Raw genomic sequence first — 22,967 nt, forward strand, 5'->3', positions numbered from 1 at the left:
AACCGCTCTTGGCGGTGTGTGTTCTGTGTGGCGGCATTCAACAATGCCGTCGCCTGCTTGTTATGTCGGCTGTTATGTCGATTTGTGTAGTGGCTTACTGCCGCCCATGTGCTTCGCCCCGCCGCTGGCGATCAATTCGGCCAGTGCGGCGACATCGAGCAAAGCGCACATGTGTTCAATCACCGTGCCGGCGAGCCATGGCCGCTGACCCCGATGACTTCTCCATTTGATTTCGTTCGGGTCCAGGCGCAACGAGCGGCTGACCTGATGCACCGCCAGCCCCCATTCGTAGCCCTGAACCGAAATAACGTATTGCAGGCCCTGGCGAAAATCATCACGGTAGCGGTCCGGCATGACCCAGCGCGCGGTGTCCAGGACTTTCAGGTTGCCGGCCTGGCTCGGCAGGATCCCGAGGAACCATTCCGGCTGACCGAACAGCGGCGTCAGCTCGTGCCCGGCCAGGGAATAAATCGAGCCCAGGCACACCAGCGGCACCGCCAGGGTCAACCCGGCGACGTCGAACAACAGGCATTCGAACGGCTCGGCAGCCCAGGCCGGACGGCCATCGGTTTCCACCGGAGGCGGCGTGTTGCTCGGCGGCAGATGAACTTCCACCACCGGCGGCACCAACGCTTGCAGCAACGGTGCAATCGTCGACACGGGCGCCAGAATCGGTGTCGGCGCTTCGATCACGGCCACTGGTGCTTTCACCGCTGGCGCGACGATTGGCGCTGCCACCACGGCGGGTTTCTGCGCATCGCGAGCCTGCTCTTCGAGCACCGCCGCCTGGAACTCGTTCAGAGAGGCTTGCGGCTCGACAACCTCGGGCAATACCTCGATTTCTGGCAACAACTCTTCGGTCGCTTCCTGCAGCAAGCCGTCCAGATAGGACTGGAGGGCCAGTTGCGGGCGCGAGGTGATCTGCACCGGCCGATTCACTGGAACACTTCCGTAGGAGCTGCCGAAGGCTGCGATCTTTTAACGGTTTCGAAGACGCCACAAAGCCAGATCAAAAGATCGCAGCCTGCGGCAGCTCCTACAGGGATAATTGGGTTCATCTCAAGCCACCTGCGGAACAAGTTGCTGCGCCAGCAGATGCTTGAGCAGTGCACGGTACGCGAGGACACCACGGCTCTTGCCGTCGAATTGCGAAGGCGTCAGCCCCGCCCGGCTCGCGTCACGCAAGCGGGTATCGATCGGAATGTAGCCTTGCCAGATTTCTTCCGGGTACTTGTCGCGCAGCACACGAAGGGTGCCGAGAGAAGCCTGGGTGCGGCGGTCAAACAGGGTCGGCACGATGTTGAACGGCAGCGCCAGTTTGCGCGAGCGGTTGATCATCGCCAACGTGTTGACCATGCGTTCCAGACCTTTGACGGCCAAGTGTTCGGTCTGCACCGGGATCACCAACTGCTGGCTCGCCGCCAAGGCATTGACCATCAGCACGCCGAGCAACGGCGGGCTGTCGATCACGGCGTAATCGAAGTCCTGCCAGAGTTGCGCCAGGCTCTTGGCGATCACCAGGCCCAAACCACTCTGGCCCGGCGACTGGCGCTCAAGGGTTGCCAGCGCCGTGCTCGACGGCAACAGGGAAATGCGCTCGTCACTGGTGGGCATCAGCAACTGACCGGGCAAGCCTTGCGGCACGCTGCCCTTGTGCAGAAACAGGTCGTAGCTGCTGTGTTCCAGGCTGTCGGGGTCGTAACCGAAGTAGCTGGTCATGGAGCCGTGGGGATCGAGATCGACCATGACCACACGCTTGCCCGCCTCAGCCAGCAAACCGGCTAAAGCGATGGAGGAAGTGGTTTTACCGACACCACCCTTTTGATTGGCGACTGCCCAGACTCTCATTCGGATTGTTCCTCCCGGTCAAAATGGTCGACCGAGAAATAGCTCAACGTATTAATGCGGGTGACGGAGAATTGACGGCACTCTCTCGTCCCGGCGACTTGACCGGGGTCGGTGCAGTTTGTGTGCCAGCACGCTTCAACGCGGCATCCGGTTTCGCATTGGCGGTTCCGGTGCCGGTGAGGCTGCGGCGTACATCGAGGTTTCGTGACACCACCAGCACCACCCGACGGTTGCGCGCCCGACCCTCGGCAGTGGCGTTATTGGCCACTGGCTGGAATTCGCCATAACCCACCGACGCCAAGCGGCCAGGGTTCACGCCCTGCATCGCCAGCATGCGCACGATGCTCGCCGAACGGGCCGAGGACAGCTCCCAGTTGGTCGGGTATTGCGCGGTGCGGATCGGCTGATCGTCAGTGAAGCCTTCGACGTGGATCGGGTTGTCGAATGGCCGGAGGATCGCGGCGACCTTGTCGATGATGTTGAACGCGATGTCGCTGGGCATGGCGTCGCCGCTGCCGAACAACAGGCTGGAATTGAGCTCGATCTCGACCCACAACTCGTTGCCGCGCACGGTCATCTGGTTGGAGCTGATCAAATCACCGAACGCCGCGCTGATGTCATCGGCAATGCTTTTGAGCGGATCGTTGGCGGCCTGGGCAATGCCGGCGTCGATCTGTTCGCTGTCTTTGACCAGCGGCTTGGCCGGGGTCACGGTCTGCGGTCGCTCTTCGCCGATGGGAATCGGCTTAAGGGCGCGGTCGGAGTCGGTAAACACCCCGATCAACGCCTCGGAAATGACCTTGTACTTGCCTTCGTTGATCGACGAAATCGAGTACATCACCACGAAGAAAGCGAACAGCAACGTAATGAAGTCGGCGTAGGAAACGAGCCAGCGTTCGTGATTGACGTGTTCTTCAGGTTGCCTGCGACGAGCCATAATCCATTACTCCAATCAATCCATGAAGCCCTGAAGCTTCAACTCGATAGAGCGAGGGTTTTCACCTTCGGCGATCGACAGAATGCCTTCCAGCAGCATTTCGCGATAACGCGACTGGCGCAACGCGATGGACTTGAGCTTGGCGGCAATCGGCAGCAGCACCAGGTTGGCACTGGCGACGCCGTAGATGGTGGCGACGAAGGCGACAGCAATGCCGCTGCCCAGTTGCGATGGGTCACCAAGGTTGCCCATGACGTGGATCAGGCCCATCACCGCACCGATGATACCGATGGTCGGCGCGTAGCCGCCCATGCTTTCAAAGACTTTGGCGGCTTCGATGTCGCGGCTTTCCTGGGTGTAGAAATCCACTTCGAGAATGCTGCGAATCGCTTCCGGCTCGGCACCGTCCACCAGCAATTGCAGGCCTTTGCGCGAGTAGCTGTCGGGTTCGGCGTCGGCCACCCCTTCCAGGCCGAGCAAACCTTCCTTGCGGGCGGTGAGGCTCCAGTTCACTACGCGATCGATGCCACCAGCCAGATCCACGCGAGGGGGGAAAAGAATCCAGGCGAGAATCTGCATGGCACGCTTGAAGGCGCTCATCGGCGATTGCAGCAGCGCCGCACCGATGGTGCCACCGAGTACGATCAGCGCTGCCGGGCCGTTGGCCAGCGCGCCGAGGTGACCGCCTTCAAGGTAGTTGCCGCCGATGATGGCGACGAACGCCATGATGATCCCGATCAGGCTGAGCACATCCATCAGATGCAGGCCTCAACCAGGTGCCGGCCGATATCGTCCAGGCTGTACACCGCGTCCGCGAGCTCGGCTTTGACGATGGCCATCGGCATGCCGTAGATCACGCAGCTGGCCTCATCCTGAGCCCAAACCGCACTGCCGCCCTGCTTGAGCAGACGCGCGCCTTCACGACCGTCGGCGCCCATGCCGGTCAGTACCACCGCCAGAACTTTGTCACCGTAGGACTTGGCCGCGGAGCCGAAGGTGATGTCCACGCACGGTTTGTAGTTCAGACGCTCGTCGCCCGGCAGGATTTTCACCGCGCCACGGCCGTCGATCATCATCTGCTTGCCACCCGGTGCCAGCAGCGCCAGGCCCGGACGCAGGATGTCGCCATCCTCGGCTTCCTTGACGCTGATGCGGCACAGCTTGTCCAGACGCTCGGCGAAGGCCTTGGTGAAGGCTGCCGGCATGTGCTGGATCAACACGATCGGTGCCGGGAAATTGGCCGGTAACTGCGTCAGCACCCGTTGCAGCGCAACCGGGCCACCGGTGGAGGTGCCGATGGCGACTAACTTGTAGGCTTTGCGTTTCGGCGCTGGAGACGATGGAGCCGCTGCATGGGTGGTGCGGGCCGGAATCGGCGCCGGTGCCGGACGCGCAGGCGCAGGCGCGCTGCTGCCATAGCTGCCAACGCTCGAAGGCGCAGGCGTCGGGGCTGCCGCGGCTACTGGAGCCGGAGGGGTGTAGGCACTGACACGACGGTTACTGCGCGAGATGCTGAGAATCTTCTCGCACAGCAGTTGCTTGACCTTCTCCGGGTTACGGGAGATGTCTTCAAAATTCTTCGGCAGGAAGTCCACCGCGCCGGCGTCCAGCGCATCGAGGGTTACCCGGGCGCCTTCGTGGGTCAGCGAGGAGAACATCAACACCGGGGTCGGGCAGCGCTGCATGATGTGCCGCACCGCCGTGATGCCATCCATCATCGGCATCTCGTAGTCCATGGTGATCACGTCTGGCTTGAGGGCCAGTGCCTGATCGATTGCCTCTTTTCCGTTGGTCGCCGTACCGACGACCTGGATATTCGAATCCGCTGCAAGAATTTCCGAGACGCGGCGGCGGAAAAACCCCGAATCGTCCACCACCAGGACCTTGACTACCATAAACACTCCATTAGACGGGGCGAGGCTCAGTCGCCCCGCTCCCCCAGAATCAAATACGCCGTGCGGCGTAACGCTTGAGCATGCTCGGAACATCGAGAATCAGCGCAATACGGCCGTCACCGGTGATGGTGGCGCCCGACATGCCCGGGGTTCCCTGGAGCATTTTGCCCAATGGCTTGATGACCACTTCTTCCTGACCCACCAGTTGATCGACGACGAAGCCGATCCGCTGAGTGCCCACCGAAAGGATCACCACATGGCCTTCGCGTTGCTCTTCGTGAGCGGCGGAGCTGACCAGCCAGCGCTTGAGGTAGAACAGTGGCAGCGCCTTGTCCCGCACGATCACCACTTCCTGGCCGTCCACCACGTTGGTGCGCGACAGGTCGAGGTGGAAAATCTCGTTGACGTTCACCAGCGGGAACGCGAACGCCTGGTTGCCGAGCATGACCATCAGCGTCGGCATGATCGCCAGGGTCAACGGGACCTTGATGACGATCTTCGAGCCCTTGCCCTTGGTCGAGTAGATATTGATGGTGCCGTTGAGCTGGGCGATCTTGGTTTTCACCACGTCCATGCCCACGCCGCGCCCGGACACGTCGGAAATCTCGGTCTTGGTCGAGAAACCCGGCGCGAAGATCAGGTTGAAGCAATCGGACTCGCTGAGACGGTCCGCTGCATCCTTGTCCATCAGGCCTTTCTTCACGGCGATACCGCGCAGAACATCGGCATCCATGCCCTTGCCATCATCGGAGATGGACAGCAGGATGTGGTCGCCTTCCTGTTCAGCGGACAGGATCACCTTGCCGCTGCGGGGTTTGCCCATCGCTTCGCGATCAGTCGGCTCTTCGATACCGTGGTCGACCGAGTTGCGCACCAAGTGGACCAACGGGTCGGCCAGGGCCTCGACGAGGTTCTTGTCGAGGTCGGTTTCTTCGCCGACGAGCTCCAGGTTGATCTCTTTCTTGAGCTGGCGCGCCAGGTCGCGAACCAGGCGCGGGAAGCGCCCGAAGACTTTCTTGATCGGCTGCATCCGGGTCTTCATGACCGCGGTTTGCAGGTCGGCCGTGACCACGTCGAGGTTCGACACGGCCTTGGACATGGCTTCGTCGCCGCTGTTGAGGCCCAGACGGACCAGACGGTTACGCACCAGTACCAACTCGCCGACCATGTTCATGATCTCGTCGAGACGCGCGGTATCGACCCGCACGGTGGTCTCGGCTTCGCTGGCCGGTTTTTCCGGTGGCGGCGCGGCCGGGGCACGAGCAGCCGGTGTCGCGGCAGCAGCAGGCTTTGGCGCTTCGGCTTTTGGCTCGGGCGCTTTGGCGACAGGTGCAGGCGCAGCAGCCTTGGCCACGGGTGCAGCGACCGAGGCAGTCGCCCCGACAGCGGCGCCCACTTCAGTGAACTTGCCTTTACCGTGCAATTCGTCGAGCAGCGATTCGAATTCGTGATCGGAGATCAGATCGCCGCCGGCGGCTTTAGCGGTTGGCGCAGCCGGGGTCGGGACCGAAGCGATCGCCGATTCCAGCGCATCGACCGCAAAGGTGCCTTTGCCGTGCAACTGGTCGAGCAGTGCTTCGAACTCGTCATCGGTGATGTCGGAGCTATCGCCTGCCGCTTTCGGGGCTGCCGGTGCGGCGGGCGCCGCGGCCACTGCATCAGCGGCGAACTGGCCTTTGCCGTGCAGTTGATCGAGCAACGACTCGAATTCGGCATCGGTGATTTCGTCACTGGCCGCCGCATCGCTGGTCGGCGCCGGTACTGGAACAGCGGCGGGTGCCTCGGCCTGAGCCTTGACGGCATTCAGCGAGTCCAGCAACTGTTCGAATTCGTTATCGGTGATGTCACCGGATTCACTTTCGGCGGCAGGCTCTTGCACCGCCTCAGCGACAGGTGCCACTTCATCACCGGTTTGCGGCTCGGCCAGACGGGCCAGAGCGGCCAGCAATTCAGGCGTGGCAGCCGTGATCGGGCTGCGTTCGCGGACTTCGCTGAACATGCTGTTCACCGCGTCCAGCGCTTCGAGAACCACGTCCATCAATTCCGAGTCGACGCGACGCTCACCCTTGCGCAGGATGTCGAACACGTTCTCGGCGATGTGACAGCACTCCACCAGCTCGTTGAGCTGGAGGAAGCCGGCGCCCCCTTTTACAGTGTGAAAACCGCGAAAAATTGCATTGAGCAAGTCCGCATCATCCGGTCGGCTTTCAAGCTCGACCAGCTGTTCGGACAGTTGCTCTAGAATCTCGCCGGCCTCAACCAGGAAATCCTGAAGGATCTCTTCATCGGCGCCGAAGCTCATTAAGGGGGTGCTCCTAACAGGTCTAAAAACCTAAAAAACCTAAAATTCTAAAATTCTAAAATCCCAGGCTGGATAGCAAATCGTCCACATCGTCCTGACCGGACACAACGTCTTCTCTTTTATCGGCATGAATCTGCGGACCTTCACCCTGAGAGAGATGTTTTTGCGGATCTTTTTCAGCCAGCATCGCTTCACGGTCATGTTCGATACCCGCAAAGCGGTCGACGTGACTGGCCATGAGCACGAGCTTGAGCAGGTTGCTTTCAACTTCGGTGACCAATTGGGTCACGCGTTTGATCACCTGACCGGTGAGGTCCTGGTAATCCTGAGCCAGCAGAATGTCGTTGAGGTTGCTCGACACAACGCGATTGTCTTCGCTGCTGCGTGTCAGGAAACCGTCGACCCGCCGGGCCAGTTCGCGGAACTCTTCAGCCCCGACCTCGCGACGCATGAACCGCCCCCAATCCGTGCTCAGCGCCTGAGCTTCGTCGCTCAGGCTGTTGATCAGTGGCGTGGCGTTTTCCACCAGATCCATGGTGCGGTTGGCCGCGGCCTCGGTCAGCTTGACCACATAACCCAGACGCTCGGTGGCATCCGTGATCTGAGACACTTCCTCGGCTTGCGGCATGTGCGGGTCAATCTGGAAATTGACGATCGCGCTATGCAGCTCGCGGGTGAGCTTGCCCACTTCCTGATACAGGCCACGGTCACGGGTCTGGTTGAGCTCATGGATCAGTTGAACAGCGTCGCCGAACCTGCCTTTTTCAAGGCTTTCGACCAGTTCGACCGCGTGTTTTTTCAGGGTCGACTCAAAATCGCCCTGTGAAGATTCGATATGCTCCATAGCTCCCCCGTGGCGCAGTTTCTCAACCGATGCGTTCGAAAATCTTCTCGATTTTTTCTTTCAACGCCTGGGCCGTGAAGGGTTTGACCACATAGCCGTTAACACCGGCCTGGGCCGCTTCGATGATCTGCTCGCGCTTGGCTTCAGCGGTCACCATCAGCACCGGCAGGTGCTTGAGCCTTTCATCGGCGCGCACCGCACGAAGCAGATCGATGCCGGTCATACCGGGCATGTTCCAGTCGGTAACCAGAAAATCGAAGTTACCGCTTTGCAGCATCGGCAACCCGGTCAGCCCGTCATCGGCCTCGGCGGTGTTGGTGAACCCAAGGTCACGCAACAGGTTTTTTATGATCCGCCGCATCGTTGAGAAGTCATCAACGATGAGGATTTTCATGTTCTTGTCCAATTCGACCTCCAAGCAGTCTTAAACGCGCCCAGCACCTGGACACGCCATTTCAATCAATCCGGCAAAGCACTCAATGACTGTCTGGAGCACAACAGATCGAGACCTGCGCAGTTCAACACCACACAGGCTCCATTCGCAGTGTCCCCACACTGCCTTCAGCGCGCTCGCCACTCCCCCAAACGCCCCCGCAAACGGGCCGCGCACTGGCTGTGTAACTGGCTGACCCGCGATTCGCTGACCCCCAGGACCTCACCGATTTCCTTGAGATTCAACTCTTCGTCGTAGTACAGCGCCAACACCAGTCGCTCACGCTCCGGCAAATTGGCAATCGCGTCCGCCAGCGCCGCCTGGAAGCGTTCATCTTCCAGATCGCGTGACGGCTCGAGATGAGCACTCGCGCCATCCTCATGCAGCCCTTCGTGTTCGCCGTCCTGCAACAGATCGTCGAAACTGAATAACCGGCTGCCCAGGGTGTCGTTCAAAATCCCGTAATAATCGTCGAGACTCAATTGGAGTTCGGCCGCAACCTCGTGATCTTTAGCATCACGGCCGGTTTTAGCTTCAATCGAGCGAATCGCGTCGCTGACCATGCGGGTATTGCGGTGAACCGAACGTGGCGCCCAGTCCCCCTTGCGCACTTCATCAAGCATTGCGCCGCGGATTCGTATGCCCGCGTACGTCTCGAAACTCGCGCCTTTGCTGGCGTCGTATTTGGTCGATACTTCAAGCAGGCCGATCATCCCGGCCTGGATCAGGTCTTCAACCTGGACACTGGCCGGCAAACGGGCCAGCAAGTGATAGGCAATGCGTTTGACCAGTGGCGCGTAACGCTCGATCAGTTCGTACTGCGCGTCACGCGCCGACTTCTTGTAAAGGTTGTAACCGCTGGCTGTCATAGCACGGGTCCTGCCGTTTGTTGCACGAGGCGCTCGACGAAAAACTCCAGGTGCCCACGCGGGTTGGCCGGCAGCGGCCAGGTATCGACCTTCTGCGCAATGGCCTTGAACGCCAGGGCGCACTTGGAACGCGGAAAGGCTTCATAGACGGCACGCTGCTTCTGCACGGCCTTGCGCACGCTTTCGTCGTAAGGCACCGCACCGACGTATTGCAACGCGACGTCGAGGAAACGATCCGTGACCTTGGTCAACTTGGCGAACAGGTTGCGGCCTTCCTGCGGGCTCTGCGCCATGTTGGCCAGGACGCGGAACCGATTCATGCCGTAGTCGCGGTTAAGCAGTTTGATCAGCGCGTAGGCGTCGGTGATCGAGGTCGGTTCGTCGCACACCACCAGCAAGACTTCTTGCGCTGCGCGCACGAAGCTGACCACCGAGTCACCAATGCCCGCAGCGGTGTCGATCACCAATACGTCGAGGTTGTCGCCGATGTCGCTGAAGGCCTGGATCAGGCCGGCGTGCTGGGCCGGGCTCAGATGAACCATGCTCTGGGTGCCGGACGCGGCCGGGACGATGCGGATACCGCCAGGCCCCTGCAACAGCACGTCGCGCAGTTCACAGCGGCCTTCGATCACGTCGGCCAGGGTGCGTTTGGGTGTCAGCCCCAACAGGACGTCGACGTTCGCCAGCCCCAGATCGGCATCCAGCAGCATGACGCGCCGGCCGAGCTCAGCTAGAGCCAGGGACAAGTTCACTGACACGTTAGTCTTCCCGACGCCACCTTTGCCGCCGGTCACCGCGATCACCTGTACGGGATGCATGCTGCCCATGTTATTTCTTTACCTTGTCTTACTTAGACGGAGGCCACATTACTGGCTGCGCGTTCACCATTGGAACAATGCATGGCAGACCATCGATGTAGGTACAAAAACTGTTCATTAATACCTCAGCCAACCCGCTTGGTCGGGCTGTGGTAAATATCAGCGAACATGTCAGCCATGGCTTCTTCGCTGGGTTCTTCCTGCATTTGCACGCTAACGGCGCGGCTGACCAACTGATGACGACGCGGCAGATGCAAATCATCCGGAATCCGCGGGCCATCGGTCAGGTAAGCCACCGGCAACTCATGGCTGATGGCCAGGCTCAACACCTCGCCCAGGCTTGCCGTTTCATCCAGTTTAGTCAGGATGCAGCCGGCGAGGCCGCAGCGTTTGTAACTGTGATAAGCGGCGGTTAGAACCTGTTTCTGGCTGGTGGTTGCCAGGACGAGATAATTTTTTGATTTGATGCCCCGTCCGGCCAGGCTTTCGAGTTGCATGCGCAGTGCCGGGTCGCTGGCTTGAAGGCCGGCGGTATCGATCAGCACCACGCGTTTGCGCAGCAAGGGTTCCAGCGCCTGCACCAGGGATTGGCCCGGATCGACGTGGGTGACCGACACATTGAGGATGCGACCAAGGGTCTTGAGCTGTTCCTGAGCACCGATGCGATAGCTGTCCATGCTCACCAGTGCGATGTTCTGCGCGCCGTACTTGAGCACGTAACGGGCCGCGAGCTTGGCCAGCGTGGTGGTCTTGCCCATGCCGGCCGGGCCGACCATGGCAATCACACCGCCTTCTTCCAGTGGCTCGACTTCCGGGGTGGCGATCATCCTCGCCAGGTGCGCGAGCAACATGCGCCAGGCCTGGCGTGGTTCTTCAATGTCGGTAATCAGCGCCAGCAGATCCCGCGACAACGGGCCGGACAGGCCGATGCGTTGCAGGCGACGCCAGAGGTTGGCCTGGGCCGGACGGCTGCCTTGCAGCTGATTCCAGGCCAGCGAACCGAGTTGCACTTCCATCAGTTCACGCAGGCTATTGAGTTCGAAACGCATCGAATCGAACGCACGCGGGTCCACGCCGGTCGCCGCGGCAGGTGCGGGCGCAGGGCGCCGAGGCTCGGCCAGCGTCGGTTCGATCAGCGGCTCGGCGGCGGTCAACGGCAAACCGGCGAACAACTGGCGGTTGGTGGTCTTGTCGCTCTCGCCATCGCTACGCAGGCTCAGTTCGGCCTGGGCGGTGACGATCCGCGACTGGGTCTTGCGCAGCTCATCCTCGAGTTCCATGTTCGGAACACGCGGGGCCAGCGCCGACAATTTGTAATCCAGGGCAGCCGTCAGCTCGACACCGCCAGCGATCCGGCGGTTGCCAATGATGGCGGCATCGGCGCCCAGCTCATCACGAACCAGTTTCATGGCCTGACGCATATCGGCGGCGAAAAAACGCTTAACTTGCATAAACCACTACCTCAGCCGTTGGGCCCTACTGTCGCAACGATGGTCACTTGCTTGTTGTCAGGAATTTCCTGGTAAGCCAACACATGCAAACCCGGGACTGCCAGTCGGCCAAATCGCGAGAGCATCGCGCGAACCGGGCCGGCTACCAGCAGAATCACCGGTTGACCTTGCATTTCCTGACGCTGCGCCGCGTCGATCAACGAGCGTTGCAGTTTCTCTGCCATGCTTGGCTCCAGCAGAACACCCTCTTCCGAGCCTTGTCCTGCCTTCTGAAGACTATTGAGCAATATTTGTTCCAACCTTGGCTCCAAGGTGATCACAGGCAGCTCGGACTCAGTGCCTACAATGCTTTGCACGATTGCACGGGATACGCCGACGCGCACCGCCGCCACCAAAGCGGCAGTATCTTGACTCTTGGCGGCGTTGTTCGCGATGGCTTCGGCGATGCTGCGAATGTCCCGTACCGGCACCTGTTCGGCCAGCAACGCCTGCAAGACTTTGAGCAGTTGCGACAGCGAAACCACCCCCGGCACCAGCTCTTCGGCCAGCTTCGGTGAGCTTTTGGCCAGCAATTGCATGAGTTGCTGGACTTCTTCGTGGCCGATCAGCTCGCTGGAGTGCTTGTACAGAATCTGGTTCAAGTGGGTCGCCACTACCGTACTGGCATCGACCACGGTGTAACCGAGCGATTGCGCCTGGGCACGCTGGCTGATTTCGATCCAGACCGCTTCCAGACCAAAAGCCGGATCTTTGGCGGTGATGCCGTTGAGCGTACCGTAGACCTGCCCCGGGTTGATCGCCAGCTCGCGGTCCGGGTAAATCTCGGCCTCGGCCAGGATCACGCCCATCAGGGTCAGGCGATAGGCGCTAGGCGCCAGGTCGAGGTTGTCACGGATATGCACTGTCGGCATCAGGAAGCCCAGGTCCTGTGAGAGCTTTTTACGCACCCCCTTGATCCGTGCCAGCAACTGCCCCCCCTGGTTGCGATCCACCAGCGGAATCAGACGGTAACCGACTTCCAGGCCAATCATGTCGATCGGCGTCACGTCGTCCCAGCCAAGCTCCTTGGTTTCCTGAGCACGGGCCGGCGATGGCAGCAGTTCCTGCTGACGCTTGACCTCTTGCAGAGCCTGGACCTTGACCGCGTTCTGTTTCTTCCAGAACAAGTAAGCGCCACCGCCCGCCAGGGCCGCCATGGACAGAAAGGAGACGTGCGGCATGCCAGGCACCAGGCCCATCACCGCCATCAAGCCAGCAGCTACCGCCAAGGCTTTTGGCGAGGCGAACATCTGACGATTGATCTGCTTGCCCATGTCTTCCGAACCGGAAGCACGGGTCACCATGATCGCGGCAGCGGTCGACAACAGCAGTGATGGCAATTGCGCCACCAAACCGTCACCGATGGTCAACAGCGCATAAACCTTGCCGGCATCGCCAAAGCTCATGCCGTGCTGGAAGATACCGACCGCCATACCGCCGATCAGGTTGATGAACAGAATCAGCAGGCCGGCGATGGCGTCACCGCGCACGAACTTGCTGGCACCATCCATGGAACCGTAGAACTCGGCTTCCTGAGCCACTTCCATCCGGCGCAGTTTCGCCTGGTTCTGGTCGATCAGGCCGGCGTTCAAGTCGGCGTCGATGGCCATCTGTTTACCGGGCATCGCGTCGAGGGTGAAACGTGCGCTCACCTCGGAAATCCGCCCGGCACCCTTGGTCACCACGACGAAGTTGATGATCATCAAAATCGCGAACACCACGATACCGACCACGTAGTTCCCGCCGATCACCACCTCACCGAAGGCCTGAATCACCTTACCGGCGGCGGCATGGCCGTCCTGACCGTGGAGCATCACCACCCGCGTCGAGGCCACGTTCAGTGCCAGTCGCAACAACGTCGCCACCAGCAGAATGGTCGGGAACACGGCGAAATCCAGCGGCCGCAAGGCGTACACGCAGACCAGCAACACGACGATGGACAAGGCAATGTTGAACGTGAAAAACACGTCCAGCAGGAACGGCGGCACCGGCAACATCATCATGGCCAGCATGACCAGCAGCAACAGCGGCACACCCATATTGCCCCGACTGAGGTCGGCAACGTTTGTGCGGGCACTGTTGATTAACTGAGAGCGATCCACCGGTTTTCCCCGTTCCTTTAAAGCAAACTTTTGACGCCTGAAGCAGGCGCAGGGCGGCTACTGCAAGAAGCCTTCCAACTTTTGCCGAGGCTTGAAATAGAGGTTTGTGCAGACCCAAAAAGATCAAAAGATCGCAGCCTTCGGTAGCTCCTGCGGATTAGGTTCACACCGCAACATCGCGGGTAACTCACGATCCGTGCAGGAGCTGCCGAAGTCTGCGATCGTTTGATCTATCAGGAATCGCGCCGCAGATCCGGTGGAATCGGCAGATCATCCTTGAGCGGATCCGGGCGATTGCCCTTGCCCGCGCGGTATTGGCGGATCTGGTAGACGTAAGCCAATACCTGAGCCACGGCCAGATACAGCCCGCCAGGAATTTCCTGCTCCAGCTCCGTGGAGTAGTAGATAGAACGCGCCAGGGCAGGCGACTCCAGCAGCAGCACTTCGTTGGCCACGGCGATTTCGCGGATCTTCAAGGCCAGGAAGTCGCTGCCCTTGGCGATCAGCATCGGCGCCCCGCCCTTTTCAGGATCGTACTTGAGCGCCACGGCGTAGTGGGTCGGGTTGGTGATGACCACGTCAGCCTCGGGGATGGCGGCCATCATCCGCCGCTGAGACATCTCGCGCTGAAGCTGGCGAATCCGCTGCTTGACCTCTGGCCGCCCTTCCTGATCCTTGTGCTCGTCGCGTATTTCCTGCTTGGTCATCAACAATTTGTTGTGGCTTTCCCAGAGCTGCACCGGCACATCGACCGCGGCGATGATGATCAGCCCGCACGCCATCCACAAGGTGCTCCAACCGACCACTTGCAGGCTGTGAATGATCGCCATGTCCAATGGTTCGCGGGAGATGCGCAGTAGATCGTCAATGTCCGACGACAAGACCGCCAACGCCACGAACAACACGATGAAAAACTTCGCCAGGGCCTTGAGCAACTCCACCAGCGCCTTGGCCGAGAACATTCGTTTCAGGCCTGCGGCGGGATTCATGCGACTGAACTTGGGCGCCATGGAGCCAGCGGCGAACAGCCAGCCCCCCAGAGAAATCGGGCCAATTAGCGCGGCCAACAGCAAAGTGATCATCACCGGCTGAACCGCCAACAGAGCGATCTGCCCCGAGTGCAGCAGATAAGTCGCCATGGAGCGCTGATCCAGAATCACCTCTCGCGAGAGCGAGAAGTTCATGCGCATCAGCTCCATCAAATCCTGGGCCAGAGCGCCACCGAAAATCAGCAACCCACCGGCGCCAGCGAGCATGACCGCCAAGGTGTTGAGTTCCTTGGAGCGCGCAATCTCACCCTTCTCACGGGAGTCCTTTTTGCGTTTCTCCGTGGGGTCTTCTGTTTTGTCCTGACCGCTTTCGCTCTCAGCCATGACTCAGCGCGCCCGTGCCAGTTCGCGTAACAACTGCAAGGCCTCGGCGGCCAGCGGTTGATACTGATTGAGAATGTCCGCCAGGGCGATCCAGAGGATGACCATCCCAAGCACCAGGGTCAGCGGAAAGCCGATCGAGAAGATGTTCAGTTGCGGCGCCGCCCGGGTCATCACGCCAAACGCAATATTGACCACCAACAACGCGGTGATCGCCGGCAACACCAGCAACAGCGCCGCACCGAGCACCCAGCCGAGCTTGCCGGCCAGCTCCCAGAAATGATTGACCATCAAGCCGCTACCGACCGGCAGCGTGGTGAAGCTTTCGGTGAGGACTTCGAACACCACCAAGTGACCATTCATTGACAGGAACAACAGCGTCACCAGCATGGTGAAAAACTGCCCGATCACCGCCACCGACACGCCGTTCGTAGGGTCGACCATCGAAGCGAAGCCCATGCCCATCTGGATCGCGACAATTTGCCCGGCGACCACGAACGCCTGGAAGAACAGCTGCAAGGAGAAACCGAGGACCGCGCCGATGATGATTTGCTCGGCGATCAGCAGCAGCGCGCTCAGGTCCAGCGCGTTGACGGCGGGCATGGGCGGCAGACCCGGTGCAATGACCACAGTAATCGCCAGCGCGAAGTACAAACGCACGCGTTTTGGCACCAGCGTCGTACCGAAAATCGGCATGACCATCAACAACGAGCCGATGCGAAACAGCGGCAACATGAATGTCGCCACCCAGGTGCTGATCTGGGTATCGGTCAGCTGCAGCAGCGACATGGCTTAACCGATGACCAGAGGAATGCTGTGGTACAGCTGCAGAATGTATTCCATGAAGGTCTGCACCATCCACGGGCCGGCAACGATCAGCGTCACCAGCATCACCAGCAGACGCGGCAGGAAGCTCAGGGTCTGTTCGTTGATCTGCGTGGCCGCCTGGAACATCGCCACCAACAGCCCTACCAGCAAGCTCGGAATCACCAGCACGGCGACCATCATGGTGGTCAGCCACAGCGCTTCGCGAAAGATGTCTACGGCAACTTCCGGCGTCATGGTGAAACGCCGCCGAAGCTACTGGCCAAGGTGCCGATGATCAACGCCCAGCCATCCACCAGCACGAACAGCATGATTTTGAACGGCAAGGAAATGATCAATGGCGAGAGCATCATCATACCCATCGCCATCAGCACACTGGCCACCACCAGGTCGATGATCAGGAACGGAATGAAGATCATGAAGCCGATCTGGAACGCGGTTTTCAGCTCAGAGGTCACGAAAGCCGGCACCAGAATCGTCAGCGGCGCCTGATCCGGCGCAGCAATGTCGGTACGCTTGGACAGGCGCATGAATAGCTCCAGGTCGCTGCTGCGAGTCTGGGCCAGCATGAAGTCCTTGATCGGCACCTGGGCCTTGGCCACGGCATCCTGCGCGGTGAGTTTTTCCGCCAGATACGGCTGCAAGGCATCCTGATTCACCCGATCGAACACCGGCGCCATGATGAACATGGTGAGGAACAGTGCCATGCCGGTGAGGATCTGGTTCGACGGTGTCTGCTGCAGGCCCAGGGCCTGACGCAGGATCGAGAAAACGATGATGATCCGGGTGAAACTGGTCATCAGCATGACAAACGCCGGGATGAAACTCAGCGCGGTCATGATCAGCAGGATTTGCAGGCTGACCGAGTACTCCTGCGCGCCTTCGGCGTTGGTGCCCAGGGTGATTGCCGGGATCGACAACGGATCGGCAGCGAACGCCAGCGGCGCGGCCAGCATCAGGACCAGCGTCAAGACGATGCGTAACGCACCCATTACTTCTTATCCTTCTGATCCTTGCCCAACAACTCCAACAGGCGCTGGGCGAACTCCGGGGTCGCTTTTTCAGTCCCGCTCGGCACTTGCACCGGCTCCTTGAGCACATGCAACGCAGTGATGGTGCCCGGGCTCAGGCCAAGCAGAATCTGCTCGTTGCCCACCTGCACCAGCATCAAACGGTCACGGGGGCCAAGCGCCCGGGAACCGATCAGCTCGATCACCTGCCCCTTGCCGGCCGGCCCGGCCTGCTGAACCCGGCGCAGCAGCCAGGCGAGGAAGAAGATCAACCCCAGCACCAGCAGCAAGCCGAACACCAATTGCGTCAATTGCCCAGCCACACCACTGCTGACGGCCGGCGCGGCAGCCGCTGTCGCAGCCGTCGTCACCGGCTCGGCAGCCAGCACACTGAATGGCAGGGCCAGCACAAAACCCAGAACCTTTTTCACTCAGCGCAACTTCTTGATGCGTTCACTTGGGCTGATCACGTCGGTCAGGCGGATGCCGAACTTTTCGTTGACCACCACCACTTCGCCGTGGGCGATGAGCGTGCCGTTGACCAGCACGTCCAGCGGCTCACCGGCCAGACGATCGAGCTCGATCACCGAACCCTGGTTGAGTTGCAGCAGGTTGCGGATGTTGATGTCGGTGCTGCCGACTTCCATGGAAATCGACACCGGGATGTCGAGAATCACGTCCAGGTTCGGACCGTCCAGCGTCACCGGATCGTTGTTCTTCGGCACGCTGCCGAACTCTTCCATCGGCAGACGGTTGGACGACGAACCGGCGGCGTCGGCGGCCAGCAAGGCATCGATATCGTCTTGCCCTGCATCACCGGTTTCTTCCAGGGCCGCAGCCCACTCATCAGCCAGTGCCTGGTCGTCCTGGGTATTCATATCGTCAGCCATCATTTGTCCTCGGCAGGCAACCTTCAATCAGAAGCCGTCAGTTAAAAGCGAAAGGGTTGAAGCGCCGGTCAGCGGCGCTCGATCGGTTCGATCACTTGCAACGCGAGGTTGCCTTTGTGCGAGCCCATCTTGACCTTGAAGGCCGGCACGCCGTTGGCGCGCATGATCATTTCTTCCGGCATCTCGACCGGGATCACATCCCCCGGCTGCATGTGCAGGATGTCGCGCAGGCGCAACTGGCGACGGGCAACGGTGGCCCCGATCGGTACGTCGACGTCCAGCACGTCCTGGCGCAAGGCGTTGATCCAGCGCTCGTCCTGATCGTCGAGGTCCGACTGGAAGCCGGCGTCGAGCATTTCGCGCACCGGCTCGATCATCGAGTACGGCATGGTCACGTGCAGGTCGCCGCCACCGCCATCGAGTTCGATGTGGAACGTCGACACCACAATGGCTTCGCTCGGGCCGACGATGTTGGCCATGGCCGGGTTCACTTCCGAGTTGATGTACTCGAAGTTCACTTCCATGATCGCCTGCCAGGCCTCCTTCAAATCGACGAAGGCCTGCTCCAGCACCATGCGCACCACACGCAGTTCGGTGGGGGTGAATTCACGCCCTTCGATCTTCGCGTGACGGCCATCGCCGCCGAAGAAGTTGTCCACCAGCTTGAACACCAATTTGGCGTCGAGGATGAACAGCGCGGTACCGCGCAGCGGTTTGATCTTGACCAGGTTGAGGCTGGTCGGCACATACAGCGAGTGCACGTATTCGCCGAACTTCATCACCTGTACGCCACCGACGGCAACGTCCGCCGAGCGGCGCAGCATGTTGAACATGCTGATGCGGGTGTAGCGGGCGAAACGCTCGTTGATCATTTCCAGGGTCGGCATGCGTCCACGGACGATGCGATCCTGGCTGGTCAGGTCGTAGCTTTTGACGCTGCCGGGTTCGGCAGCGTTATCGGTCTGTACCAGACCATCGTCGACGCCATGCAACAGCGCATCGATCTCATCCTGGGACAGCAGGTCCTGCACGGCCATGTCGTGTTCCTACTGCAGTACGAAATTAGTGAAAAGCAACTGTTCGATCACCACTTTGCCAAGCTCTTTCTGCGCCACTTCCTGGACGCTGGCCGTGGCCTTCTGACGCAACATCTCCTGACCGACCGGGGTCGCCAGCGTGGCGAAATCCTGACCGGAAAACAGCATGACCAGGTTATTGCGGATCACCGGCATGTGGACTTTGAGCGCCTCCAGATCAGCCTGATTGCGACCCTGCATGGTGATGCTCACCTGCATGTAGCGCTGGCGGCCGTTCACGTTGTAGTTGGCCACGAAGGCCGGCGCCATGGGCTCGAAGATCGCCGGCTGCTTGCCGACCACAGCGGTTTCAGCCGCGGCGGCAGGCTTGCTCTGGGCGCTGTGCATGAAGTACCAGGTCGCCCCCACGGACAAGCCGATCGCCAGCACCAAGGCCACGACGACCACAATGATCAGCTTGATTTTGCCTTTGGTTGCGGGGTCTTTTACTACTGCTTCGCTCTTCGCCATGCCAATAATCCGTCACTATTCGGGTTTTCACAGTCGCACGGCAAGGCAAGAGCAAGTGTTATGCCAGAAGTGTCGGGAGGGAGTGGAGGCAGAGGATCATCTGCCACCACAAAACAAATGTGGGAGCGAGCCTGCTCGCGATAGCGGTGCAACAATCAACGCAAATGTTGAATGTTACTGCCTCATCGCGAGCAGGCTCGCTCCCACACAAGGGGTTGGCGTTTGATCAGGCGTAATAATCGACCGCGCTGGAACCGATCACGCTGGTGGTGTTGGCGGCTACTTCAGCAACCGTCGCAGGAAGCTCTTCATCGACGGAATCGAGGCGACCGCCACTGGAATGGGTACGTCCACCCTGCCCTTGTTGAGCCTGTTCCTGGCCCTGGCCTTGCCAGCCACGGGACTGATCGGAAACGTTGACGTCAACCTGGCCCATGCCCTGCTGCGCGAACATGTCACGCAGGCGATGCATTTGCCCGTCGAGTGCTTCGCGAACGCTTGGATGTGCGCTCATGAAGGTCACCTGGGTCTGCTGATCCGGAACCATGTTCACCCGAATATCGAGGCGTCCCAGCTCGGCCGGTTGTAGCTGGATATCCGCCGCCTTGAGATTGGCGCTGGACAGGTACATGACCCGATTGACCACCTCTTCGGTCCAACCGCTCTGATGCATGGCGATCGGCTGGTTCACCGGCAATGCATTGGCCGTCTTCGGCGTTGCGGCCTGGGTCAACGCCGCCAGACGGTTGGCGAAGTCATCGACACGGGTATCGCTGCTGGCGGACTTGAGGTCCTTGAGACCATCATCGATCAAGCCACTGAAAGCCTTCTCGCCGCCCTGGCTGGTGCTGTCCTGACCGGTCTGCACATCAAGCATGCTCGCCATGCCCGCGGCAAAGTTCTGTGCCGAAGTCAGCTCGCCGTCGGCTTGAGCCGGGGTCGGAGCCGCTTTTGGCTGGGCCTGGCTGGCGGCCGAAACGTGCCCGCTCTGTTCCATGGCCATGCGTACCGCTGGCAGTGCATCGAGAGGATCGGCTTCGGGATCGAAATCAGAATCGGCGGTCGCAACAGCCTGCGTCGCTACTGAGGTAACGGTGACTGCGACAGGTGCTTCAACTTGTGGCTGCACAGACGCCACAACCGGCGGGGCTTCCGGTACAGGGGCTGGCACCACCGGTTGTACAACTTGCATCAACGCAGGATCGAGGGACGGATCAACAGGCGCGGTATCGGCCACCGACGTCGACGACTCAGCAGTATCCTGCGCGTCATCGCTGGCTGTCTTGTCGTCGGTCTGCGCCGGTTTATCGGCGGGCAAGGATTTGCCGCTATCGGCAACCGTCGGTTCCGGGGCGGCAGACTGGTCGTTGTTCACGTCCTTTTTGCTGGCGTTGTCCGTAGTTTTGTCGCGCACAGGCTTAGTCGATCCGTCCGCCACGACCGAGGGCTTGTTCTGGGCCTGATTGGCGTAGACCTGAGCGAAGCTGGACGCCTTGTCCCCGGGCTCAGCCGTCAGTGCCGGTGTATTGGCGGACACGGCTTGAGTCTTGGCCGCAGCGGCGGCCTGAAGAAGAATGTTGGGGGTAACGGGCATAAAACGGTCTCCGCTGCACTGGGGTCGTAGGTACAGTTGAGTAAGTTGACTGCAAAGGTCGAGCCAGCTTTGCTCGCTAGCCGCTAAAAGCGTCGGACGGTTGCGTTATTCAGCGAGGGAGCGCTGGCGCTCCGCTTCGTAGAGCGGGCGGATAATGGCGAATTCGCCGTCAATTTCTCCGACCAGCGCTTCAATACCTTCGAGGCTTTTTTGCTTGGCTCGCTGCTCCAGCTCATGACACAGCTCGGCCAGTCGGGTAGCGCCCATATTGCTGCTGCTGCCTTTGAAGCTGTGCGCAGCGGCGCCCAACTTCTCGGCATCGTCAGCTTTTCGCAGCAGGCTTAAGCGCTCTTCGGAATCAGCGAGAAAGGTATCGAGCAATTCTGGATACCCGTCCTCCATAACTTCCTGCAACGCGCTCAGCACGTCGCGATCCAGATGTGTGTCAGCCACTTGTTCACTCCTTGATCAAGAACGCCTGGGATTATGCCAGAGCCTCCCAGAAAAACTCCACGCGAGCACTTCGACCATTATCGGACCAGCTCGCATATTGACTCAACTGGCGGATCAAATTGATTCCGCGTCCCGACAGACGGACATCATCGACGGGACGCGCCATTACCCGCGCCACATCGAAGCCCTTGCCGCTGTCTTCGACCCGGACCGTCAGGCAACCGCCCTCGCCTTTTGGCATCACCTGCAAATGCACCCGCACATAGCCGTCCCGCAATTCGTCCAGGCGTGTGTTGCGCTGCTGATAATAACGCGCAAACCCCGACGCATCGCGTTTCAGATTTGAATCCAGCCCCAGCACGCCGTGCTCCAGAGCGTTGGAATAAAGCTCTGCCAGCACACTGTAGAGTGTGCCACTCTGAGCCCGCAGGCCATGGACCTCAAGCAGCAGTTGCAACAGATACGGCAGCGGATTGAAGCGTTTGAGGGTGGCGGCGCGGAACTCGAAACTCACCGACCAGTCCAGCGGGGAGGACTGGCCGCTGTCGGAATACACGGGCGTCGGCGGGCTCAATTTCGCCGCCTCCAGCAGGCGGACCTCGACCATGCTCACGTCATCCCGGGCCTCGCCGCGAAAGTCCCGCAGGGCCTGTTCGATTTCTTCGAACAGCGCATCAGGCTGACGATTGGCTGCAAACACCTGCTCCAATCGCTCTACGCCAAACAACTGTTCATTGGCATCGCAAGTATCGATCACCCCGTCAGACAGCAAGAACACCCGATCGCCGACGGCCATCGGGAACACCTCGGTGCGATCATCGAAGGCTTGCGGGCTCAGCACCCCCAGCGGCAAGTGCCGTGCCGTCAGCGCTATACGTTCGCCGCTGGCGGTGTTGTGCAAGTAACCGTCCGGCATCCCACCGTTCCAGACCTCCACCGAACCTCGCTGAAAGCTCAGGCACAGCAGGGCCGCACAGCAGAACATGTCCACGGGCAGGATGCGCTTGAGTTTGACGTTCATTTCACGCAGGGTTTCGGACAAGCCATAGCCCTTGGCCGTCATGCCGTAGAAGACTTCGGCCAACGGCATGGCGCCGACGGCAGCCGGCAAACCATGACCCGTAAAATCGCCGAGCAGCACGTGCATGTCGCCGGCCGGGGTGAACGCAGCCAGCAACAGATCGCCGTTGAACAGCGCATAGGGTGATTGCAGGTAACGGATGTTCGGCGCACTCAGGCAACCGGAGTGGGCGACCTTGTCGAACACGGCTTTGGCCACGCGCTGTTCGTTGAGCAGGTAATCGTGATGCCTGGCGATCAGGTCTCGCTGCTCCAGCACCGTGGCCTGCAAACGCCGCAAGCGGTCCATCGCCTTGATCTTGGCGGCGAGGATCACCTGGTTGTAAGGCTTTGCCAGAAAGTCGTCGCCCCCGGCCTCCAGACAACGGGCCAGGGCTTCGCTCTCGGTCAACGACGTCAGAAAGATGATCGGCACCAGGGTTTCCCCGGCCAGTGCCTTGATCTGCTGCGCAGCCTCGAAGCCGTCCATCACCGGCATCATGGCGTCCATCAGCACCAGGTGCGGTCGCTGCGAGCGAAACGCTTCGACCGCTTCGGCACCATTGGCAGCCGTCAGCACCTCATGGCCCTGACGACGGACGATAGTCGACAGCAGCAGGCGATCGGCCGCGCTGTCTTCGGCGATCAGTATCGTCAGCGGCTCGAGCGGCTGCATGACGC

General features: G+C 60.4%; 23 protein-coding genes. All 23 read right to left on the reverse strand.

Features of this window, described 5'->3' with window-relative positions; genetic code table 11:
* Window positions 1–72: 72 nt before the first annotated feature.
* The 23 genes from QMK51_RS20325 to QMK51_RS20435 all read right to left on the reverse strand — a co-directional run bounded on the left by QMK51_RS20325 (window position 73) and on the right by QMK51_RS20435 (window position 22,962).
* Entirely contained in the window at window positions 73–939 is an 867-nt protein-coding gene (locus QMK51_RS20325) for a CheW domain-containing protein (protein WP_258696939.1), read from the reverse strand.
* Between the two features lie 120 nt (window positions 940–1,059).
* Window positions 1,060–1,848, reverse strand: coding sequence for a ParA family protein (locus tag QMK51_RS20330; RefSeq protein ID WP_258696940.1), 789 nt, complete (start codon window positions 1,846–1,848; stop codon window positions 1,060–1,062).
* Between the two features lie 43 nt (window positions 1,849–1,891).
* On the reverse strand, window positions 1,892–2,785 hold the full coding sequence (motD, locus tag QMK51_RS20335) for a flagellar motor protein MotD (protein WP_320391407.1): 894 nt from the start codon (window positions 2,783–2,785) through the stop codon (window positions 1,892–1,894).
* 15 nt (window positions 2,786–2,800) lie between these two features.
* Entirely contained in the window at window positions 2,801–3,541 is a 741-nt protein-coding gene (locus QMK51_RS20340) for a flagellar motor protein (RefSeq protein ID WP_305411618.1), read from the reverse strand.
* Window positions 3,541–4,680, reverse strand: coding sequence for a chemotaxis response regulator protein-glutamate methylesterase (locus QMK51_RS20345; RefSeq protein WP_320391410.1), 1,140 nt, complete (start codon window positions 4,678–4,680; stop codon window positions 3,541–3,543). The genes QMK51_RS20340 and QMK51_RS20345 overlap by 1 nt, the downstream gene beginning before the upstream one ends.
* A gap of 49 nt (window positions 4,681–4,729) precedes the next feature.
* Window positions 4,730–6,982: a chemotaxis protein CheA gene (locus QMK51_RS20350; protein ID WP_320391411.1), complete on the reverse strand. Its 2,253-nt coding sequence runs from the start codon at window positions 6,980–6,982 to the stop codon at window positions 4,730–4,732.
* Window positions 6,983–7,037: 55 nt separating this feature from the next.
* Entirely contained in the window at window positions 7,038–7,826 is a 789-nt protein-coding gene (locus QMK51_RS20355) for a protein phosphatase CheZ (protein ID WP_320391412.1), read from the reverse strand.
* 22 nt (window positions 7,827–7,848) lie between these two features.
* Window positions 7,849–8,220 (reverse strand): chemotaxis response regulator CheY, encoded by a 372-nt coding sequence (locus QMK51_RS20360; protein ID WP_167331167.1) that lies wholly within the window; start codon window positions 8,218–8,220, stop codon window positions 7,849–7,851.
* A gap of 167 nt (window positions 8,221–8,387) precedes the next feature.
* A complete protein-coding gene (fliA, locus tag QMK51_RS20365) occupies window positions 8,388–9,128 on the reverse strand; it encodes an RNA polymerase sigma factor FliA (protein WP_007894214.1) in 741 nt (246 codons plus the stop codon).
* Window positions 9,125–9,955 (reverse strand): flagellar synthesis regulator FleN, encoded by an 831-nt coding sequence (gene fleN / locus QMK51_RS20370; RefSeq protein WP_003222917.1) that lies wholly within the window; start codon window positions 9,953–9,955, stop codon window positions 9,125–9,127. The genes fliA and fleN overlap by 4 nt, the downstream gene beginning before the upstream one ends.
* A gap of 116 nt (window positions 9,956–10,071) precedes the next feature.
* A complete protein-coding gene (flhF, locus tag QMK51_RS20375) occupies window positions 10,072–11,397 on the reverse strand; it encodes a flagellar biosynthesis protein FlhF (protein ID WP_258696945.1) in 1,326 nt (441 codons plus the stop codon).
* 11 nt (window positions 11,398–11,408) lie between these two features.
* Window positions 11,409–13,538, reverse strand: a complete 2,130-nt coding sequence (gene flhA, locus QMK51_RS20380) for a flagellar biosynthesis protein FlhA (RefSeq protein ID WP_320391419.1) — start codon at window positions 13,536–13,538, stop codon at window positions 11,409–11,411.
* A gap of 233 nt (window positions 13,539–13,771) precedes the next feature.
* Complete coding sequence (flhB, locus tag QMK51_RS20385) at window positions 13,772–14,911, reverse strand: flagellar biosynthesis protein FlhB (RefSeq protein WP_320391421.1); 1,140 nt, start codon at window positions 14,909–14,911, stop codon at window positions 13,772–13,774.
* A 3-nt stretch (window positions 14,912–14,914) separates the two neighbouring features.
* Window positions 14,915–15,697 (reverse strand): flagellar biosynthetic protein FliR, encoded by a 783-nt coding sequence (gene fliR, locus QMK51_RS20390; protein WP_320391423.1) that lies wholly within the window; start codon window positions 15,695–15,697, stop codon window positions 14,915–14,917.
* Between the two features lie 3 nt (window positions 15,698–15,700).
* Window positions 15,701–15,970 (reverse strand): flagellar biosynthesis protein FliQ, encoded by a 270-nt coding sequence (fliQ, locus tag QMK51_RS20395; protein ID WP_320391424.1) that lies wholly within the window; start codon window positions 15,968–15,970, stop codon window positions 15,701–15,703.
* Complete coding sequence (gene fliP / locus QMK51_RS20400; RefSeq protein WP_320391425.1) at window positions 15,967–16,725, reverse strand: flagellar type III secretion system pore protein FliP; 759 nt, start codon at window positions 16,723–16,725, stop codon at window positions 15,967–15,969. The genes fliQ and fliP overlap by 4 nt, the downstream gene beginning before the upstream one ends.
* Window positions 16,725–17,174: a flagellar biosynthetic protein FliO gene (gene fliO, locus QMK51_RS20405; RefSeq protein WP_258696951.1), complete on the reverse strand. Its 450-nt coding sequence runs from the start codon at window positions 17,172–17,174 to the stop codon at window positions 16,725–16,727. The genes fliP and fliO overlap by 1 nt, the downstream gene beginning before the upstream one ends.
* Window positions 17,175–17,633, reverse strand: coding sequence for a flagellar motor switch protein FliN (fliN, locus tag QMK51_RS20410; RefSeq protein ID WP_008039811.1), 459 nt, complete (start codon window positions 17,631–17,633; stop codon window positions 17,175–17,177).
* A 68-nt stretch (window positions 17,634–17,701) separates the two neighbouring features.
* A complete protein-coding gene (gene fliM / locus QMK51_RS20415; RefSeq protein ID WP_007938639.1) occupies window positions 17,702–18,670 on the reverse strand; it encodes a flagellar motor switch protein FliM in 969 nt (322 codons plus the stop codon).
* A gap of 9 nt (window positions 18,671–18,679) precedes the next feature.
* The gene (gene fliL / locus QMK51_RS20420) at window positions 18,680–19,180 is read right to left on the reverse strand and encodes a flagellar basal body-associated protein FliL (protein WP_320391426.1); all 501 of its coding nucleotides are present in this window, start codon (window positions 19,178–19,180) and stop codon (window positions 18,680–18,682) included.
* A 226-nt stretch (window positions 19,181–19,406) separates the two neighbouring features.
* Window positions 19,407–20,774, reverse strand: a complete 1,368-nt coding sequence (locus QMK51_RS20425) for a flagellar hook-length control protein FliK (RefSeq protein WP_320391428.1) — start codon at window positions 20,772–20,774, stop codon at window positions 19,407–19,409.
* 105 nt (window positions 20,775–20,879) lie between these two features.
* On the reverse strand, window positions 20,880–21,227 hold the full coding sequence (locus QMK51_RS20430; RefSeq protein ID WP_258696954.1) for an Hpt domain-containing protein: 348 nt from the start codon (window positions 21,225–21,227) through the stop codon (window positions 20,880–20,882).
* A 31-nt stretch (window positions 21,228–21,258) separates the two neighbouring features.
* On the reverse strand, window positions 21,259–22,962 hold the full coding sequence (locus QMK51_RS20435; protein WP_320391431.1) for a fused response regulator/phosphatase: 1,704 nt from the start codon (window positions 22,960–22,962) through the stop codon (window positions 21,259–21,261).
* Window positions 22,963–22,967 lie beyond the last annotated feature (5 nt).

The sequence above is a fragment of the Pseudomonas sp. P9_31 genome, from assembly GCF_034008235.1.
GTDB lineage: Bacteria > Pseudomonadota > Gammaproteobacteria > Pseudomonadales > Pseudomonadaceae > Aquipseudomonas.

What these genes read in the sequence shown, in the direction of transcription:
- QMK51_RS20330 (WP_258696940.1), bottom strand. Translation starts at nt 1,848, where the DNA reads ATGAGAGTCTGGGCAGTCGCCAATCAAAAGGGTGGTGTCGGTAAAACC.
- motD (WP_320391407.1), bottom strand. Translation starts at nt 2,785, where the DNA reads ATGGCTCGTCGCAGGCAACCTGAAGAACACGTCAATCACGAACGCTGG.
- QMK51_RS20340 (WP_305411618.1), bottom strand. Translation starts at nt 3,541, where the DNA reads ATGGATGTGCTCAGCCTGATCGGGATCATCATGGCGTTCGTCGCCATC.
- QMK51_RS20345 (WP_320391410.1), bottom strand. Translation starts at nt 4,680, where the DNA reads ATGGTAGTCAAGGTCCTGGTGGTGGACGATTCGGGGTTTTTCCGCCGC.
- QMK51_RS20350 (WP_320391411.1), bottom strand. Translation starts at nt 6,982, where the DNA reads ATGAGCTTCGGCGCCGATGAAGAGATCCTTCAGGATTTCCTGGTTGAG.
- QMK51_RS20355 (WP_320391412.1), bottom strand. Translation starts at nt 7,826, where the DNA reads ATGGAGCATATCGAATCTTCACAGGGCGATTTTGAGTCGACCCTGAAA.
- QMK51_RS20360 (WP_167331167.1), bottom strand. Translation starts at nt 8,220, where the DNA reads ATGAAAATCCTCATCGTTGATGACTTCTCAACGATGCGGCGGATCATA.
- fliA (WP_007894214.1), bottom strand. Translation starts at nt 9,128, where the DNA reads ATGACAGCCAGCGGTTACAACCTTTACAAGAAGTCGGCGCGTGACGCG.
- fleN (WP_003222917.1), bottom strand. Translation starts at nt 9,955, where the DNA reads ATGGGCAGCATGCATCCCGTACAGGTGATCGCGGTGACCGGCGGCAAA.
- flhF (WP_258696945.1), bottom strand. Translation starts at nt 11,397, where the DNA reads ATGCAAGTTAAGCGTTTTTTCGCCGCCGATATGCGTCAGGCCATGAAA.
- flhB (WP_320391421.1), bottom strand. Translation starts at nt 14,911, where the DNA reads ATGGCTGAGAGCGAAAGCGGTCAGGACAAAACAGAAGACCCCACGGAG.
- fliR (WP_320391423.1), bottom strand. Translation starts at nt 15,697, where the DNA reads ATGTCGCTGCTGCAGCTGACCGATACCCAGATCAGCACCTGGGTGGCG.
- fliQ (WP_320391424.1), bottom strand. Translation starts at nt 15,970, where the DNA reads ATGACGCCGGAAGTTGCCGTAGACATCTTTCGCGAAGCGCTGTGGCTG.
- fliP (WP_320391425.1), bottom strand. Translation starts at nt 16,725, where the DNA reads ATGGGTGCGTTACGCATCGTCTTGACGCTGGTCCTGATGCTGGCCGCG.
- fliN (WP_008039811.1), bottom strand. Translation starts at nt 17,633, where the DNA reads ATGGCTGACGATATGAATACCCAGGACGACCAGGCACTGGCTGATGAG.
- fliM (WP_007938639.1), bottom strand. Translation starts at nt 18,670, where the DNA reads ATGGCCGTGCAGGACCTGCTGTCCCAGGATGAGATCGATGCGCTGTTG.
- fliL (WP_320391426.1), bottom strand. Translation starts at nt 19,180, where the DNA reads ATGGCGAAGAGCGAAGCAGTAGTAAAAGACCCCGCAACCAAAGGCAAA.
- QMK51_RS20425 (WP_320391428.1), bottom strand. Translation starts at nt 20,774, where the DNA reads ATGCCCGTTACCCCCAACATTCTTCTTCAGGCCGCCGCTGCGGCCAAG.
- QMK51_RS20435 (WP_320391431.1), bottom strand. Translation starts at nt 22,962, where the DNA reads ATGCAGCCGCTCGAGCCGCTGACGATACTGATCGCCGAAGACAGCGCG.